The sequence below is a fragment of the Micromonospora sp. NPDC047740 genome, assembly GCF_043204735.1.
Lineage (GTDB): Bacteria > Actinomycetota > Actinomycetes > Mycobacteriales > Micromonosporaceae > Micromonospora.
Genome location: NZ_JBIDCT010000011.1, coordinates 74,377 through 89,975 on the forward strand (window position 1 = coordinate 74,377; position 15,599 = coordinate 89,975).

General features: G+C 74.3%; 17 protein-coding genes. 8 read left to right on the forward strand and 9 right to left on the reverse strand.

Annotated features, from left to right (window positions below):
* Positions 1 to 6: 6 nt before the first annotated feature.
* Positions 7 to 225, reverse strand: coding sequence for a DUF3039 domain-containing protein (locus tag ACGF4F_RS21295; protein WP_357433360.1), 219 nt, complete (start codon positions 223 to 225; stop codon positions 7 to 9).
* A gap of 87 nt (positions 226 to 312) precedes the next feature.
* On the opposite strand from ACGF4F_RS21295, the gene ACGF4F_RS21300 reads away from it, so the two are divergent.
* Positions 313 to 1,248, forward strand: coding sequence for a pseudouridine-5'-phosphate glycosidase (locus ACGF4F_RS21300; protein WP_393079455.1), 936 nt, complete (start codon positions 313 to 315; stop codon positions 1,246 to 1,248).
* A 13-nt stretch (positions 1,249 to 1,261) separates the two neighbouring features.
* Positions 1,262 to 2,161 carry a carbohydrate kinase family protein gene (locus tag ACGF4F_RS21305; protein ID WP_393079458.1) on the forward strand — a complete coding sequence of 300 codons (900 nt, stop codon included), beginning with the start codon at positions 1,262 to 1,264 and terminating at the stop codon, positions 2,159 to 2,161.
* Between the two features lie 35 nt (positions 2,162 to 2,196).
* On the opposite strand, the gene ACGF4F_RS21310 is transcribed toward ACGF4F_RS21305, so the two are convergent.
* Positions 2,197 to 2,547, reverse strand: coding sequence for a DUF3099 domain-containing protein (locus ACGF4F_RS21310; RefSeq protein WP_357433366.1), 351 nt, complete (start codon positions 2,545 to 2,547; stop codon positions 2,197 to 2,199).
* Positions 2,548 to 2,652: 105 nt separating this feature from the next.
* On the opposite strand from ACGF4F_RS21310, the gene ACGF4F_RS21315 reads away from it, so the two are divergent.
* Both ACGF4F_RS21315 and ACGF4F_RS21320 read left to right on the forward strand, forming a co-directional pair.
* Positions 2,653 to 2,964 carry a hypothetical protein gene (locus ACGF4F_RS21315; protein ID WP_357433368.1) on the forward strand — a complete coding sequence of 104 codons (312 nt, stop codon included), beginning with the start codon at positions 2,653 to 2,655 and terminating at the stop codon, positions 2,962 to 2,964.
* On the forward strand, positions 2,954 to 3,265 hold the full coding sequence (locus ACGF4F_RS21320) for a hypothetical protein (RefSeq protein ID WP_387276537.1): 312 nt from the start codon (positions 2,954 to 2,956) through the stop codon (positions 3,263 to 3,265). Before ACGF4F_RS21315 ends, ACGF4F_RS21320 begins: the two co-directional genes overlap by 11 nt.
* A gap of 104 nt (positions 3,266 to 3,369) precedes the next feature.
* Here ACGF4F_RS21320 and ACGF4F_RS21325 read toward each other — a convergent pair whose 3' ends face one another.
* Positions 3,370 to 3,945, reverse strand: a complete 576-nt coding sequence (locus tag ACGF4F_RS21325; protein ID WP_357433372.1) for an HhH-GPD-type base excision DNA repair protein — start codon at positions 3,943 to 3,945, stop codon at positions 3,370 to 3,372.
* A gap of 109 nt (positions 3,946 to 4,054) precedes the next feature.
* A complete protein-coding gene (locus ACGF4F_RS21330; RefSeq protein ID WP_393079463.1) occupies positions 4,055 to 5,275 on the reverse strand; it encodes a S8 family serine peptidase in 1,221 nt (406 codons plus the stop codon).
* Between the two features lie 178 nt (positions 5,276 to 5,453).
* On the opposite strand from ACGF4F_RS21330, the gene ACGF4F_RS21335 reads away from it, so the two are divergent.
* On the forward strand, positions 5,454 to 6,938 hold the full coding sequence (locus ACGF4F_RS21335; RefSeq protein WP_393079466.1) for a methyltransferase: 1,485 nt from the start codon (positions 5,454 to 5,456) through the stop codon (positions 6,936 to 6,938).
* Positions 6,938 to 7,360 carry a D-aminoacyl-tRNA deacylase gene (gene dtd / locus ACGF4F_RS21340; protein WP_393079469.1) on the forward strand — a complete coding sequence of 141 codons (423 nt, stop codon included), beginning with the start codon at positions 6,938 to 6,940 and terminating at the stop codon, positions 7,358 to 7,360. The genes ACGF4F_RS21335 and dtd overlap by 1 nt, the downstream gene beginning before the upstream one ends.
* Before the next feature lie 84 nt (positions 7,361 to 7,444).
* Here the strand turns inward: dtd and ACGF4F_RS21345 are convergent, their stop codons facing one another.
* Positions 7,445 to 8,233: a sporulation protein gene (locus ACGF4F_RS21345; RefSeq protein WP_393079831.1), complete on the reverse strand. Its 789-nt coding sequence runs from the start codon at positions 8,231 to 8,233 to the stop codon at positions 7,445 to 7,447.
* A gap of 221 nt (positions 8,234 to 8,454) precedes the next feature.
* On the opposite strand from ACGF4F_RS21345, the gene sigB reads away from it, so the two are divergent.
* Positions 8,455 to 9,471, forward strand: a complete 1,017-nt coding sequence (sigB, locus tag ACGF4F_RS21350; protein ID WP_387276525.1) for an RNA polymerase sigma factor SigB — start codon at positions 8,455 to 8,457, stop codon at positions 9,469 to 9,471.
* A gap of 90 nt (positions 9,472 to 9,561) precedes the next feature.
* On the opposite strand, the gene ACGF4F_RS21355 is transcribed toward sigB, so the two are convergent.
* The 3 genes from ACGF4F_RS21355 to ACGF4F_RS21365 are packed head-to-tail and all read right to left on the reverse strand — an operon-like array spanning position 9,562 to position 14,228.
* Entirely contained in the window at positions 9,562 to 12,117 is a 2,556-nt protein-coding gene (locus ACGF4F_RS21355; protein WP_393079472.1) for a GNAT family N-acetyltransferase, read from the reverse strand.
* Between the two features lie 24 nt (positions 12,118 to 12,141).
* Positions 12,142 to 13,323, reverse strand: coding sequence for an acetoin utilization protein AcuC (locus ACGF4F_RS21360; protein ID WP_393079475.1), 1,182 nt, complete (start codon positions 13,321 to 13,323; stop codon positions 12,142 to 12,144).
* A 47-nt stretch (positions 13,324 to 13,370) separates the two neighbouring features.
* Positions 13,371 to 14,228 carry a sulfurtransferase gene (locus ACGF4F_RS21365; protein ID WP_393079478.1) on the reverse strand — a complete coding sequence of 286 codons (858 nt, stop codon included), beginning with the start codon at positions 14,226 to 14,228 and terminating at the stop codon, positions 13,371 to 13,373.
* A 98-nt stretch (positions 14,229 to 14,326) separates the two neighbouring features.
* Between ACGF4F_RS21365 and ACGF4F_RS21370 the strand changes: the two genes are divergently transcribed.
* The gene (locus ACGF4F_RS21370; RefSeq protein WP_393079481.1) at positions 14,327 to 15,013 is read left to right on the forward strand and encodes a metal-dependent transcriptional regulator; all 687 of its coding nucleotides are present in this window, start codon (positions 14,327 to 14,329) and stop codon (positions 15,011 to 15,013) included.
* Positions 15,014 to 15,046: 33 nt separating this feature from the next.
* On the opposite strand, the gene ACGF4F_RS21375 is transcribed toward ACGF4F_RS21370, so the two are convergent.
* The gene (locus ACGF4F_RS21375; protein WP_393079484.1) at positions 15,047 to 15,595 is read right to left on the reverse strand and encodes a hypothetical protein; all 549 of its coding nucleotides are present in this window, start codon (positions 15,593 to 15,595) and stop codon (positions 15,047 to 15,049) included.
* Positions 15,596 to 15,599: the final 4 nt, after the last annotated feature.

Consider the following 15,599-nt stretch of genomic DNA (forward strand, 5'->3'; position numbering starts at 1 on the left):
CCGCGGTCACTCGCCCCAGGAGTCGTAGATCTCCTTGCACTTCGGGCAGACCGGCGAACCCGGCTTGGCCGCCTTGGTGACCGGGAAGGTCTCCCCGCACAGCGCGATGACGAACGTGCCCATGACCGCGCTCTCGGCGATCTTGTCCTTGCGGACGTAGTGGAACATCTCCGGGCCGGTGTCGGCGTCCTTCACCTCGGGACGCTCGAGAACCTGTGTGCTCACTGCTACACCTCCAAATTTCCAGTTTGGCAGCTTCTCCGGGGCCGGTCCACCGCAGGTCACCGAAGAGCGGCCCGTACCGTAACGGAAGTGACCAACTTTCACATCCATTTCGGGACCGAAGTGGCCGACGCCCTGCGCGCCGGACGCCCGATCGTCGCCCTGGAGAGCACCATCGTCTCGCACGGCCTGCCCCGGCCCGACAACCTGCTGGTGGCGCGGCAGATCGAGCAGGCCGTCCGGGACGCGGGCGCCGTCCCGGCCACCATCGGCATGGTCGCCGGCGAGCTGATCGTCGGCCTGGATGACGCGCAACTGACCCGGCTCGCCACGGTCGACGGGGTGAGCAAACTGTCCGTACGCGATCTCGCGGTGGCCGCCGCGACCGGCGCGGACGGTGCCACCACGGTGGCCGCCACCAGCGCGGTGGCCGCGGCGGCCGGGATCGGGGTGTTCGCCACCGGTGGCCTCGGCGGGGTGCACCGAGAGGCGGCCCAGACCTTCGACGAGTCCGCCGACCTGGTCACCCTGGCCCGGACGCCGATCGCGGTGGTCTGCGCCGGCGTGAAGTCGATCCTCGACGTGGGCGCCACGCTGGAGCGGCTGGAGACCCTGGGCGTGAGCGTGGTCGGCTACCGGACCCGCCGCTTCCCCGGCTTCTACCTCACCGACGCCGGCTTCGACCTGGACTGGTCGGTGGAGTCGCCGGAGCAGGTGGCCGACGTGCTCGTCGCCCGGGAACGGCAGGGCGTGCACCAGGGCGGGCTGATCGTGGCGAACCCGCTCCCGGTCAACCAGCAGCTCAACCCGGCGCTGCACGACCGTACCCTCGCCGAGGGGCTGGCCATGCTGGCCCGCGAGGGGGTGACCGGCAAGGCCGTCACGCCGTTCCTGCTCGCCCATTTCCACTCGGCCACCGAGGGCGCCAGCCTGGCGGTGAACGTGCGGATCATCCTGCGCAACGCCGACCTGGCGGCACGGATCGCGGTCGCCGCGGCGGCCCGGCGTACCGATTCCCCGGCATGAGCGAGGTGGCGGCATGAGCCGGGCACCCGGCATCGTCGTCGTCGGCGACGTGATCACCGACGTGGTCGCGGTGCTCTCCGGACCCCTGGCGACCGGCTCGGACACCGCGGCCGCGATCCGGTTCAGCGGCGGCGGGCAGGCGGCCAACACCGCCGCCTGGCTGGCCGGTCAGGGTGCCGACGTCACGCTGGTGGCCGCGACCGGCGACGACGAGGCGGGCCGGGACCGGGTCGCCGAGTTGGCACGGGTCGGGGTGACCTGCGCGGTCGAGCGCCACGAGGGTTACCCGACCGGCACCGTGATCGTGCTCGCCCACGACGGGGACCGCACCATGGTCAGCCAGCGCGGGGCGAACCTGCGGCTGACCGCCGGGCACGTCGACCGGGCCCTGGCGGCGGCGCCCGACGCCGGGCACCTGCACCTGTCCGCGTACCCCCTGCTCGACGCCGGGTCGCGCGGCGCGGGACTGCGGGCGCTGGCCGTCGCCCGCGAGCGCGGGCTGACCACCAGCGTCGACGCGGCCTCCGCGGCACCGCTGCGGCGCGTCGGTGCGGCGGCCTTCCTGGCCTGGGTACGCGACGTCGACCTGCTGCTGGTCAACAGGGACGAGGCGACCGTGCTGGCCGGCGGGCTGGACCCGGCGGCGCAGGCGCGGGCGCTGACCGCGGTGGCCCACCGGGTGGTGGTCAAGCGGGGCGCGGCCGGGGCGGTCTGGGTGGACCGGACCGGGCGCGTGGAGACGGCGCCCGCGCGCGGCGTGCCCGTGGTGGACGTCACCGGAGCCGGGGACGCGTTCGCCTCCGGGCTGCTCCTCGCCTGGCTGGGCGGTGCCGAACCGCGGGCGGCCCTGTCCCGGGCCGGCGACCTCGGCGCGCTCGCCGTCTCCTCGGTCGGCGCCCGCCCCACCCCCTGACGGCGGGCCGGTCCGGGTGTGGGCGCCTGGACCGGTCAGGGCTCGGCGTCGATGACCTTGTGCGGACGTTCCTCGGCCGGGAGCGCCATCGGCGGTGTCTCGTGCCGGGCGTGCAGCTTGTTGGCGAGCCGGTGCTGCTCCTTCGGCGGGCGGTCGTTGGCGAGCAGCACCGCCAGCCACGGAATGAGCACCATCCCGAGGCCGCACAGCGGCAGCCAGAGCCAGAGCAGGGGTGCCTTCGCGCCGACCAGGATCGCACCGGCCACCAGGCATGCGACGCGGATGCCCATCATCAGCACGTAGCGCTTCTGCCGGCTGTTGAGCTGGTCGTCCTGGCTGCGCGCGGCGTCGGTGATCAGGATCGGCTCGTACGCCTGACGCTTCACCACGACCTCCTCAAGGGGTTACCCCTCATCCTGTCACTCCGGGCGGATGATCGGCGAAAATCGCCTGGAGCCGGGCGCGTGTTACGCGCGTGGTACGCTCGGGCCATGGCCAACCGGTTCAGCTTCACCGACGAGGCGCTGGCCAACCTGCGGGTCTACGACGTCACGCCCGGGGAAGTCTGGGAGGCCCTGCACAGCACGCGACGGGTCATCCGGCACCTCGGGGACGACGTGATGGTGGTCTACGCGACCGACCACCGGGGGCGACGCCTCGCCGTGCTGCTGGCCGAGGCGGACGGCACCGACAACGACTGGGACATCCTCTCCGCCCGCGAACTGAGCGACGTCGAGGCCAAGCGCTACGACGAGGCGGTACGGAGATCACGCCGACGAGGAGGCGGTCACGATGCACCGTAACGAGGCGACCAAGCGGTTCCACGACGGCGGCGACGCCCTCGCCGACCTGATCGACGAGACACAGCCGGCGGAGCTGCCCACCCCCGACACCGACGTGCCGATGGTCAGCCGCTCGGTACGCCTTCCGCTGGAGACGTACGAACGGGTCCGGACGGCCGCCGAGGCGCGCGGCATCGGCGTGACCACGCTGATGCGGCAGTGGATCGAGGCCGGCCTGGCCGACCTGGACGACTCGGCGACGGTCTCCCTGGCCGACGTCCGGCGGGCGCTCGCCGCGCTCTCCCGCCCGACCGCCGCCTGACCGCCGTCCGGCCCGCCTGACCACGTCCCCGACGCTGCCTGACGCGGCCGGTGCGGCCGGCCGTCAGATCGGCGGCGCGGGCTGCTCCGGCGGCCGGCCCCGCGTCAGCTCTTCGCCGCCTTCGCCTCCGCCTTCATCCGCTGCTTGTACTCCCGGACCCGGCGCAGCGACTCGGGATCGGTCACGTCGGCCACCGACCGGTACGCCTCCGCGTCGCCGTACCCGCCGGCGGCCTCCCGCCAGCCGTCCGGGGTGATGCCGAACCGCTTACCGAGCAGGGCCACGAAGATCTGCGCCTTCTGCTTGCCGAAGCCGGGCAGCTCGCCGACCCGGCGCAGCAGCTCCCGGCCGTCGGTCACGTCGGACCAGAGCCGGGCCGGGTCGCCGTCGTACCGGTCGACCAGGACCTGGCACACCTCCTGGACCCGGGCCGCCATGGCCTTGGGGAACCGGTGCAGGGCCGGCGGCTGGGCGAAGAGGGCGACCAGGGCCTCCGGGGCGTACCCGGCCAGCTCCCGGGCGTCCGGCTCGTGGCCCAGCCGCTGCGCGAGGACGTACGGGGAGGAGAACGCCTTCTCCATCGGCACCTGCTGGTCGAGCACCATGCCGAGGAGCAGCGCGAGCGGGCTGCGGGCCAGCAGTTCGTTGGCCTGCGGGTCGATGGGCAGGGAGAGCGTCATGCCTCCATCCTGCCGGTCGGGCCGCCGCGCGCCGAGCCGACTCCCCGCGCCACGCGACGCGGCCCGGTGGACAGGGGTGAGGTCCACCGGGCCGCGGGCGGGCGGGTCGTCAGTTGACGACGAACAGCAGTCGGTTCGGCGAGCCGGAGCCGGGGTTGGTCACCTTGCTGGCGGTGGAGTTGGTGGTCAGGTAGCTGGTCACCTGCGCCGGGGTGTACGACGGGTTGGCGCTGAGCACGAGCGCCGCCGCGCCGGCCACGTGCGGCGTGGCCATCGAGGTGCCGCTGATCGTGTTGGTGGCCGTGTCGCTGGTGCTCCAGTCCGAGGTGATCGACGAGCCAGGCGCGAAGATGTCCAGGCAGGAGCCGTAGTTGGAGTACGAGGCGCGGGCATCGGTGCTGGTGGTGGCGCCGACGGTGATCGCCGAGGCGACCCGGGCCGGCGAGTAGCTGCACGCGTTGGCGCTGGAGTTGCCGGCCGCGATGGCGTACGTGACGCCGGAGGCGATCGAGTTGGCCACCGCGTTGTCGAGGCTGGTGCTGGCGCCGCCGCCGAGGCTCATGTTGGCCACGGCCGGCTTGACCGCGTTCGCGGTCACCCAGTTGACGCCGCTCACCACGCCGGTGGTGCTGCCGCTGCCGGCGCAGTTGAGCACCTTCACCGCGACCAGGCGGACGCCCTTGGCGACGCCGTAGGTGTTGCCGCCGACCGTGCCGGCGACGTGCGTGCCGTGGCCGTTGCAGTCGGTGTTGTTGGTGTCCACCGTGTTGGTGCCCCAGCTGGCCCGGCCGCCGAAGTCGCTGTGCGTGATCCGGATGCCGGTGTCGATGATGTACGCCCGCACGTTGGTGGCCGTGTTCGGGTAGGTGTAGGTGCTGTTCAGCGGCAGGTTGCGCTGGTCGATCCGGTCCAGCCCCCACGTCGCGCCGGTCTGGGTACCCTGGGTGGTCACCACCCGGTCCTGCTCGACGTACGCCACGGCCGGGTCGGCGGCGAGCCGGCGGGCCTGCGCGGCGCTCATCGTCGCGCTGTAGCCGGTCAGCGCGGCGCTCCAGACCGTGCCGACGTTGCCCCCGTAGCGCTTCGCCAGGGCGGCGGCGCGGTCCGGGACCGCGGAGCGGGCGGCGAGGCTGTTGGCGACGCCGACCGCGTCGCCCTTGAGCACCACCAGGTAGCTGCCGCTGATGGCGTCCGGGGCGCCGGCGTAGCGAACGTCGCCGGTCGGCGCGGCGAGGGCGGGGGTGGAGGCGGCGGCGGCGAGGGCCGCGGCGGCGGCCGTGACGGCGAGCGCGCGCAGCGCGCGACGCCGAGGAACGGACACGTCGGACATCGTCTGGCTCCCTACCGGGCGCCCGCGCTCGCGACCCGGGCACCCATCGAAGATGTTGGGGGAGATCGTAGCCAGGCATCGACAGTCATGAAAGAGATAACCTCCAATCAATTCGTCGCGCGGTATGGATCTCGTGGGTGCCGGGCGATCGGCGCCGCCGGGGAGGCAGGATGGCGACGTGGACCGTCATGACATGCTGCTCTCCCCCGCGGGCGTCGACGCGCTGCGCACCGCGCTGACCCGGGCGCGTTTCACCGCCAACGGCATCGCCGACCGGCTCGGCCCGCAGGCCACCGGCGGCGTGGCCCGCAACGACTTCCGGGCGGCGCTGCGCGCCACCGAGGACCAGGACCCGCTCGCCACCCTGATCCGGGTCTTCATCTGCGACCAGACCGAGCCGGAGCCGGCGGTGGCCGCCGCGCTCGCCCCGCTGCCCGTCGAGGAGGCCGTCGCCGGCGGGATCGTCGAGCGGCACGGCGACGGCCTGCGTGCCGGCGTCGACCTGGAGCCGTACGGGGACGAGTGGTGGGTGCTCGCCGACGTGCCGGCCAGCGCCCGGCCCGGCAAGCCGCTGCACGCCGAGCACGTGCTCGGCATCGGCGGGGCCACCCAGACGCTGATCGGCGCGACCGTCCGCCGTCCGGTGGAGACCGCGCTGGACCTGGGCACCGGCTCCGGCGTCCAGGCACTGCACCTGTCCACCCACGCCCGGAAGGTCACCGCCACCGACGTCGCGCCGCGGGCGCTGCGCTTCGCCGCCACCACTGCCGCCCTCAACGGGCAGGACTGGGAGCTGCTCCAGGGCGACCTGGTGGCCCCGGTGGCCGGGCGCCGGTTCGACCTGGTGGTCAGCAACCCGCCGTTCGTGGTCGGGCCCGGCACCACCACCCACGTCTACCGGGACTCGGGGCGGGTCGGCGACGCGATCGGCGCCGAGCTGGCCGCCGCCGCCCCGCACCTGCTCACCGAGGGCGGGACGATGCAGTACCTGGCCAACTGGGTGCACGTCACCGGCGAGGCGTGGGACGAACGGGTGGCCGGCTGGTTCGCCGGCACCGGGCTGGACGCCTGGGTGATCCAGCGGGAGGTGGCCGACCCGATGGCGTACGTCAACCTGTGGCTCACCGACGTCGGGGAGGCCGCCGACCCGCACCGGATGGCGGCCTGGTTGGACTGGTTCGACGCGCACAAGGTGGAGGCGATCGGCTTCGGCATCGTCTCGCTGCGCCGCGCGGGCCACGACCAGCCGATCGTCCGGGTGGAGGACCTGCGCCAGCGGGTGGAGCCGCCGATGGGCGACCGGATCGCCGAGTGGTTCGACCGCCAGGACTGGCTGCGGACCCGCGACACCGACGGGCTGCTGGCCGCCCGCTACCGGGCCGCCGAGGGGCTCCAGCTGCGGCAGGAGGCGACCATGGGCGACGAGGGCTGGGCGGTGGACCGGCAGGTCCTCGCCATGCCGCACGGGCTGCGCTGGTCCGAGGAGATCGATCCGCTGGTGCTCGCCCTGGTCGGCGGCGCGGACGGCAAGCTGCCGCTGCGGGACCAGCTCGCCCTGCTCGCCGCCGCGCACGACGTCACCCCGGACGAGCTGGCCGAGGCGGCCGGCCCGATCGTGGCGCACCTGGTCGAGCGCGGCATCATCGAGCCGGTGGTGGCCTGATGCGGGCGGTGGTGCAGACGGTCAGCCGGGCCGGCGTGACCGTCGACGGCGAGGTGGTCGGCGAGATCGCCGACGGTCTGCTGGTGCTGCTCGGGGTCACCCACACCGACACCCGACAGGTGGCGGCCACCATGGCCCGCAAGATCCACGAGCTGCGCATCCTGGACGACGAGCGCAGCGCCGCGGACACCGGTGCACCCATCCTCGTGGTCAGCCAGTTCACCCTGTACGGGGACGCCCGCAAGGGCCGGCGGCCGACCTGGACGGCGGCCGCCCCCGCCGAGCAGGCCGAACCCCTGGTGACCGCGGTCGAGGAGGAGCTGCGCGCCCGGGGCGCCAAGGTCGAGACCGGCCGGTTCCGCGCGCACATGCTGGTCGAGAGCGTCAACGTGGGCCCCCGCACCATCCTCCTGGATCTCTAGCCCTGGCAGGTTGATCAAGGAGTTTGCGTCTGAGATCTGACTTCCCGAGACGCAAACTCCTTGATCAACGCGGCTCTGAGCGGGTCAGGAGAAGAGGCCGCGGCGGCGGAGGGACTGGCGGAGCCAGGCGTCGAGCTGGGCGGTCCAGTCGGTGCGGTCCACGGTGGCGTGCTCGACGGTGAAGCGGCCGAAGGCGTCCCGGCCCTCGGTGAACAGGCCGCCCCGTTTGTCGAGCTCCAGCACCACCTGCACCTGGTGCGGATCCGTCACGAAGGTGACCTCCAACTGGTTGATCGCGTGCGCGTACTGCGGCGCCGGGTGGAACTCGATCTCCTGGTAGAACGGCAGGCGCTGGTGCACGCCGTAGAGGTGCCCGCGCTCGACGTCCGCCCGGGCGAACCGGAAGCCCAGCCGCAGCAAGGCCGCCAACAACCGCTCCTGGGCCGGCAGCGGGTGCACCGCCACCGGGTCCAGGTCACCCTTGTCCACCGCCCGGGCCACCTCCAGCTCGGTACGCAGCCCCATCGTCATGCCGTGCAGGTGCTGGCCGTACAGGTCGGTCAGCGGGGTCTCCCAGGGCACCTCGAAGCGGAACGGCACCTCGTACCGCTGCCCCGGGTCCAGCCGGAACGCGCCGGTCACCTGCCGGCGGCCGAACTCCTGAGTGGTGTCGTACTCGTTGTCGCCGCTCTCCACCTCGACCCGGGTGACCAGGCCAAGCGCCGCGTACGTGACGTCCACCGGGTGGTCCCCGCCGACCACCTGGATCCGGCCCTCCAGCTGCCCGCCGGGGCGGCAGTTCGGGTTGGCCAGCACCGTCTCCACCGACGGACCGCCCACGCCCATCGCCTGCATGAGCCGCTTGAAGACCACCATGTCCTCCGATCGCCTGCGCTGCCGGGCCCCGGTGGCCGGCCGCTGGCACGGTAACCGGGTCGGACAACCGACACCGGACGTTCCGCACGGATTGCTGTCGGTTCCCCGATCGCCTCACTCCCGTTTCACGCCCCGACCGCCAAGCTGTTTCGTACCGGCACCGCCGCGGCCCGCGGCACGGAACCGGTACGGCACGAAGGACACGGGGAGAGACAGAGATGGCCCAGCAGATGATCGAGCACCAGACCCGCCCGGCTGCCACCATCGACGCCGAGCACGGCACCGACACGCTGACCGACCTGGACGCCACCGACGAGCGCGGCGTCTCCACGGACCTGGTCCGGGCGTACCTGAACGGCATCGGACGCACCAAGCTGCTCACCGCCGCGCAGGAGGTCGAGCTCAGCAAGCGCATCGAGGCCGGCCTGTTCGCCGAGGAGAAGCTGGCCACCTGCACCCCGGTCTCCGCCGAGCTGCGCGCCGACCTGGAGCTGATCGTGGCCGAGGGCCGGGCCGCCAAGGACCACCTGCTGGAGGCGAACCTGCGGCTGGTGGTGAGCATCGCCAAGCGCTACACGGGTCGCGGGATGGCCTTCCTCGACCTGATCCAGGAGGGCAACCTCGGCCTGATCCGCGCGGTCGAGAAGTTCGACTACACCAAGGGCTACAAGTTCTCCACCTACGCCACCTGGTGGATCCGCCAGGCCATCACCCGCGCCATGGCCGACCAGGCCCGCACCATCCGCATCCCGGTGCACATGGTCGAGCAGGTCAACCGGATGGTCCGGGTGCGCCGCGAGCTGTCGGTCACGCTGGGTCGGGAGCCCACCGTCGCCGAGGTGGCGCAGGCGCTGGAGATCCCCGAGTTCCAGGTGATCGAGCTGATCTCGTACGACCGGGAGCCGGTGAGCCTGGACCAGGCGGTCGGCGACGACGGCGAGAGCGCGCTCGGTGACTTCGTCGCCGCGGTGGACCCGCGCGAGGAGCCGGGCGACGCCGCCGCCAACGGTGAGCTGCGCAACGAGGTACGGATCGTGCTGGCCACCCTGTCCCAGCGGGAGCAGGCGGTGATCCGGCTCCGGTTCGGCCTTGACGACGGCCGGCAGCGCACCCTCGACGAGGTGGGTCGCGAGTTCGGCCTGTCCCGGGAGCGGATCCGGCAGATCGAGAAGGTCACCCTGCTGAAGCTGCGCGCGCCGGAGCGGGCCAACCGCCTGGAGGCGTACGCCTGCTGAGCGGGTCCGCCCCAGCGGAGGCCCCGGCGGTTCGCCGGGGCCTCCGCTGCCTGTCCCGGTCGTTCGCCGGGGTGCTTGCCCCGGCCTTCCCTACAAGCGGCGGGGACCGGTGTCCGGACGGGGCGCCTCGAGACCGGTGCGGACGGTGGCGTGCAGCACGGAGATGCCGTCCGGGCGGGCCAGCACCGGGTTGAGGGTCAGCGAGCGCACCCGGGGCTGCTCGTCGGCGAGCCGCCCGACCCGCACCAGCAGGTCGACCAGGGCCGCCCGGTCCACCGGCACGCCACCCCGGTGCCCGCGCAGCAGCGGCGCCGCCCGAGGCTCGTCGACCAGCTCGGCGGCGTCCCGGTCGGTCAGCGGCACCGCGCGCCAGGCCCGGTCGCCGAGCAGCTCAGTCGCCACGCCGCCCAGCCCGAAGCCGACCACCGGGCCGAACGCCGGATCCTCCACCAGCTCCACCGCACAGGCCACGCCGGGCGGGACCATCGGCTGCACCAGGACGTCCAGACCGAAGGCGGGGGCCAGCTCGGCGTAGGCGCGGCGCAACGCGGCCGGGTCGGCCAGGTCGAGGCGGACCGCGCCGAGGTCCAGGCGGTGCCGCAGCCCCGGGTCGGCGGCCTTGAGGGCGACCGGGTAGCCGAGGCGCTCGGCGGCGGCCACCGCCTCGTCGGCCGAGCGCGCCGGCACCGACTCCACCAGGTCGATCCCGTACGCCCCGAGCAGCGCCGCCGGATCCGCGCCGTCGACCCGCAGCGCGGCCTGCCCGGCCGCCCGGTCCACCCGGCTCAGCTCGGGCAGCACCCCGGGCGGGCGGCGCAGCCAGTCGGCGTACGTGGTGACCCGGGCGAGGGCCCGGACCGCCTCCTCCACGCTCGGGTACGCCGGCACCCCAACGGGCACCCGGCCGGCGAGGAAGGTCGCCACCACCGGCTTGCCGACGGTCGCCGCATCGGGCAGGGCGGCGGTGAAGTCGGCCTCCGGGTCGGTGAGCTGGCCGGGCAGCGGCGGCGCGAAGACGGCCACCACGGCGTCCACCCGCTCGTCGGCGGCGGAGGCGGCGAGCGCGGCGGCGTACTCGCCGGCACCGGCCCGGGGGCCGACGTCATGCGGGTAGCCGTCGGCCACGGCGAGACCCTGGGCGGCGCACGCGGTGGCGGCCAACCCGCTCAGCGCCGACGAGTTACCCACCACGGCGACCCGGCGGCCGGCCGGCAACGGCTGGTGGGCCAGGAGCACACCGACGTCGAGCAGCTCGGCGACGGTGTCCACCCGGATCACCCCGGACTGGGCGAAGAGCGCGCTGACCGCGGCGGCGTCCAGCGCCGGCCCGTCACCGAGACCCGGCGGGCGGGCCAGCGAGGCGAGCGCCACGATCGGCTTGCTCCGGCCGATCCACCGGGCCAGCCGGGCGAACTTGCGCGGGTTGCCGAAGGTCTCCAGGTAGAGCGTGATGACGTCGGTGCCGGGGTCGTCCTGCCAGTACTGGAGCAGGTCGTTGCCGGAAACGTCGGCGCGGTTGCCGGCGGAGACGAAGCTGGACAGGCCGAGCCCGCGCCGGGACGCCTCGGCGAGCAGGGCCACCCCGAACGCGCCGGACTGGCTGAAGACGCCGACCCGGCCAGGGGCCGGCAGCACCGGGGCGAGCGTGGCGTTGAGCCGTACCGCCGGGTCGGTGTTGGCGACGCCGAGGCAGTTCGGGCCGATCACCCGCATGCCGGCCAGGTGCGCGGCGCGGACCAGGGCGCGCTGGGCGGCCGCGCCCGCCGGCCCGGCCTCGGCGAAGCCGGCCGAGATCACCACGAGGCCGTGCGCGCCGGCCCGCGCGGCGTCGGCGACCACCTCGGTCACCGCCTCCGGGGCCACCGCCACCACCGCCAGGTCGACGTCGCGCCCGGCATCGGCCGCCGACGGGTAGGCGGGCAGCCCGGCCACGGTCGCCGCCGTCGGGTGCACCGGGACGACCGCGCCGGTGAACCCGCCGTCGCGCAGGTGCCCGAGCAGGGCCGCGCCGACGCCCTGCCCGGTGGTGCTCGCGCCGTAGACGGCGATGCCGCGCGGGGCGAGCAGCCGGGCGATCGAGCGGGCCTCGGTCCGGTGCTCCCGGCCGCGCTGCACCTCCAGGGTCGCCTCGGTGGGGGCGATCGGGAAGCTCAGATGCACCACGCCGTCGGCGTACTGGCGCTGGACCTGGTAGCCGAAGTCGGAGAAGACCCGCAGCATCGCCCCGTTGGCCGGGAGCACCTCGGCGACGAAGTGCACGATGCCGAACCGGCGGGCCGTATCGGCCAGGTGCTCCAGCAGCACCGACCCGATCCCCCGGCCCTGGTACTCGTCCTCCACCACGAAGGCCACCTCGGCCTCCGGCGACCCGGGGCCGAGCCGCTCGTACCGGCCGACCGCGACGATCCGGTCGCCGGCCAGCACCACGAACGCCTCCCGGTCGCGGTGGTCGACGTTGACGAAGCGTTGCAGGTCCCGCTCCGGGATGCGCGGGTACGGCGAGAAGTAGCGCAGGTAGCGGGTGCGCTCGGAGAAGCGCCCGTGCATCGCCACGATCCCCAGCCCGTCGTCGGGCCGGATCTGTCGCAGCTGGACGGTCGTGCCGTCGCTGAGCAGCACGTCCACCGGTTGCTCGACTGTGGTCACCGGTCGGTCCTCCCCTACCGCCGGTCAGTCGCGCGGATCGTGCGGATCGAGCCCGAACAGCGGGAAGACCGACCGGCGACTGGCCGCGATGGCCCGGTCCACCGCGTTCGGCTCGCCGTTCGGCTGCCACGGCTGGTACGCCGGGTCGGCGTCGTCGGTCATCCGCAGCGGCACCTCGCGCCCGGGCCGCCGCTTCGCCGCCAACTCCCGCCAGGCGGGCGGGGTGAGCGTGGCCGGGTCGAGGGGCTCCCCGGTGGCCACGGCCAGCAGGTGCGTCCACGCCCGGGGCACCACCTCGACCAGCGCGTACCCGCCGCCGCCGGTGGCCACCCAGCGGCCGTCGCACAGCTCGTCGGCGAGCGCCCGCAGCGCCAGGTAGGTGGCCCGCTGCCCGTCCACGGACAGACGCAGGTCGGCCAGCGGATCGAGCCGGTGGCCGTCGGCCCCGCACTGGGTGACCAGGAGCTGGGGCCGGAACGCCCGCAACACCGAGGGCACGATGGCGTGGAAGGCGCGCTGCCAGCCGGCGTCGCCGACGCCCGGCGGCAGCGGCACATTGACCGCGGTCCCCTCCGCGCCCGGCCCGCCGGTCTCGTCGGGAAACCCGGTGCCCGGGAAGAGGGCCAGCGGGGTCTCGTGCAGGCTGACCGTGAGCACCCGCGGATCGTGGTAGAAGATCTCCTGCACGCCGTCGCCGTGGTGCACGTCCACGTCCACGTACGCGATCCGCTCCGCGCCCAGGTCGAGCAGGCGGGCGATGGCCACGGCGGGGTCGTTGTAGACGCAGAACCCGGCGGCCCGGTCCGGCATGGCGTGGTGCAGCCCGCCGGACACGTTGACCGCCCGGCGGGCCTCCCCGCGCCACACCGCCTCGGCGGCGGCCACGCTCGCCCCGGCGACCAGCGCGCTCGACTCGTGCATGCCGTCGAAGACGGGATTGTCCGAGGTGCCCAGCCCGAAACCGGCGAACAGCGGATCGCGCGGGGCGGCCCGCACCGCGTCCAGGTAACGGGGGTCGTGCACCCGGCTCAGCAGCTCGTCGTCGGCCGGTTCCGGCTTGACCAGCCGGACCCCGGGCCGGTCCAGCACGCCGAGTTCGCGGGCCAGCGCGATGGTCAACTCCACCCGGACCGGGTCGAGCGGATGGTCACCCATGTCGTAGGCGAGCAGGGCCTCGTCCCACACCACCACCGTGTCGTCGGCCATGGGCTCATCGTCGCACGGACGCCCGACCCCGCCCACCGCACGGACCGCTAGCGGCCGGACGGCCCACCGGTGGCCACCGGACGGTCCGGGTCGGCCACCCAGTTGCTCCACGAGCCGACGTACAGGGCGGCATCCGGCCGGCCGGCGAGGTGCAGCGCCAGCACCGCCTGCGCGGCGGTGACCCCGGAGCCGCAGTACGCCCCGACCGGTGCATCCTCGGCAACCCCGGCGGCGGCGAACCGCTCGCGCAGCGCCGCCGTGGCGGGGAACCGGCCGTCGGTGACGTACTCCGGGGCGGGCAGGTTCACCGCGCCCGGCACGTGCCCGGCGACCGGGTCGATCGGTTCGGTCTCGCCCCGGTAGCGCGGGGCGGCCCGCACGTCCAGCAGCACCCCGGCGTCCGCGGCGGCCAACCGGGCCGCCTCCCCCGCGTCGAGCACGGGCAGCGCGCCCGGCGCGACGGTGACGTCGCCCGGAGCCGGCGTGGGCGCCTCGGTGGAGACGGGCAGCCCGGCGGCGACCCACCCGGGGAAGCCGCCGTGCAACACCCGCACCGCCCGGTGGCCGGCCCAACGCAGCGTCCACCAGGCCCGGGCGGCGGACATGCCGTCGCCGCCGTCGTACACGACGACGGGGTGACCGGCGCGGACCCCGGCGGCCCGCAGCGCGGCCTGGAGCGCGGCGGGGTCGGGCAGCGGGTGCCGGCCGGCGGCACCCGGTCGGCCGCACAGCTCGGTGTCCAGGTCGACGAAGACCGCGCCCGGCAGGTGGCCGGCCGCGTAGTCGTCCCGGCCGGGCGGCCCGACGAGCCGCCACCGGACGTCGAGCAGGGTGGGCGGGTCGGCGCGGTCGAGCTCGGCGGCGAGCCGGTCGGGCTCGATCAGCAGGTCATCGGTTCCGGACATGCGGTCCAGTCAACACCATCCGGGCATCGACCCCACGGTTCGGCGTCGGCCGATCGTCGCAGCTCCGGGGTAACATCGATCACCGGGAGGCCGCTGACGTGAAGCATGACCTGGTCGACACGACCGAGATGTACCTGCGCACCATCCTCGAGCTGGAAGAGGAGGGGGTGCCGCCGCTGCGCGCCCGGATCGCGGAGCGGCTGAAGCAGAGCGGCCCCACCGTCAGCCAGACCGTCGCCCGGATGGAGCGGGACGGCCTGCTCACCGTCGAGGGCGACCGGCACCTGGCGCTCACCCCGCTGGGCCGCGGCACCGCGGTGTCGGTCATGCGCAAGCACCGGCTGGCCGAACTGCTGCTGGTGAACGTGATCGGGATGCCCTACGAGGAGGCCCACGACGAGGCCTGCCGATGGGAGCACGTGATGAGCGACGCGGTGGAGAAGCGGGTCTACGACCTGCTCAACCGCCCCACCCGCTCGCCGTACGGAAACCCGATCCCCGGGCTGGCGGAGCTGGGCGAGCCGGGCCAGCCGGAGGCCGAGCCCACCGAGACCGAGCGCAACCTCGCCTTCCCCGGCCTCGCCGGCCCGGTGGTGGTGCGGCGGATCTGCGAGAGCGTGCAGACCGACGCGGACGTGCTCCGGCAGCTGCACGCGGCCGGCGTCGACCCGGGCGCCACGGTGACCGTGGCCCAGGAGCGCGACGGCGTCTCGATCGACCGCTCCGGCGACCGGGTCCGGCTCCCCCGCGAGGTGGCCTCCCGGGTGTTCGTCGCGGCCCGTTGACCCGCCGGTCAGGATCTTCACCGACCCCGCCGGTCACAGCCGGCGGGTGTCCACCGCCTTGGCCAGGTTGACCAGCTTGCCGGTCAGCTGCTCGGCCTCCGCCGGGTCCGTCCCCGCCGGGCAGGTCCAACGCAGGGTGGCCAGCCGCCCCTCGGTGGCGAGCCAGCCCACCTCCGCCCCCGGGCCGGTCTTGCCGCTCTTCGGCAGCTTCTGCCGGTAGGCGATCTTCCCCAGCTTGCTGACCTTCGTGGCACCCCGGGGCAGCACGTCCTGGGTGAACCCCGACGTGTCGATCGACGTTTCGGTGACCGTGAGGGTCAACTCCGGCAGGAGCTTCCGCTCGGCGCGTACCACGCAGACGTGCGTGTCCCCCTGCTCCACGGCGGCGGCCACGTCGAAGTGCACCCCGGTGTGCTTGGCGATCACCCCGAAGTCGAGCAGCCGGCACGCGCCGCCCGAGGACGCCGCCGCCACCTCCACCGGCGCCGGTGCCGCGGGCGGCAGCGCCACCGGGGTGGCCTCCGCGGCACAGCCGGCGGTCAGCAGTACGGCCGAAGCGGCCAGCCAGGTCCGGGCGCCCACGTCA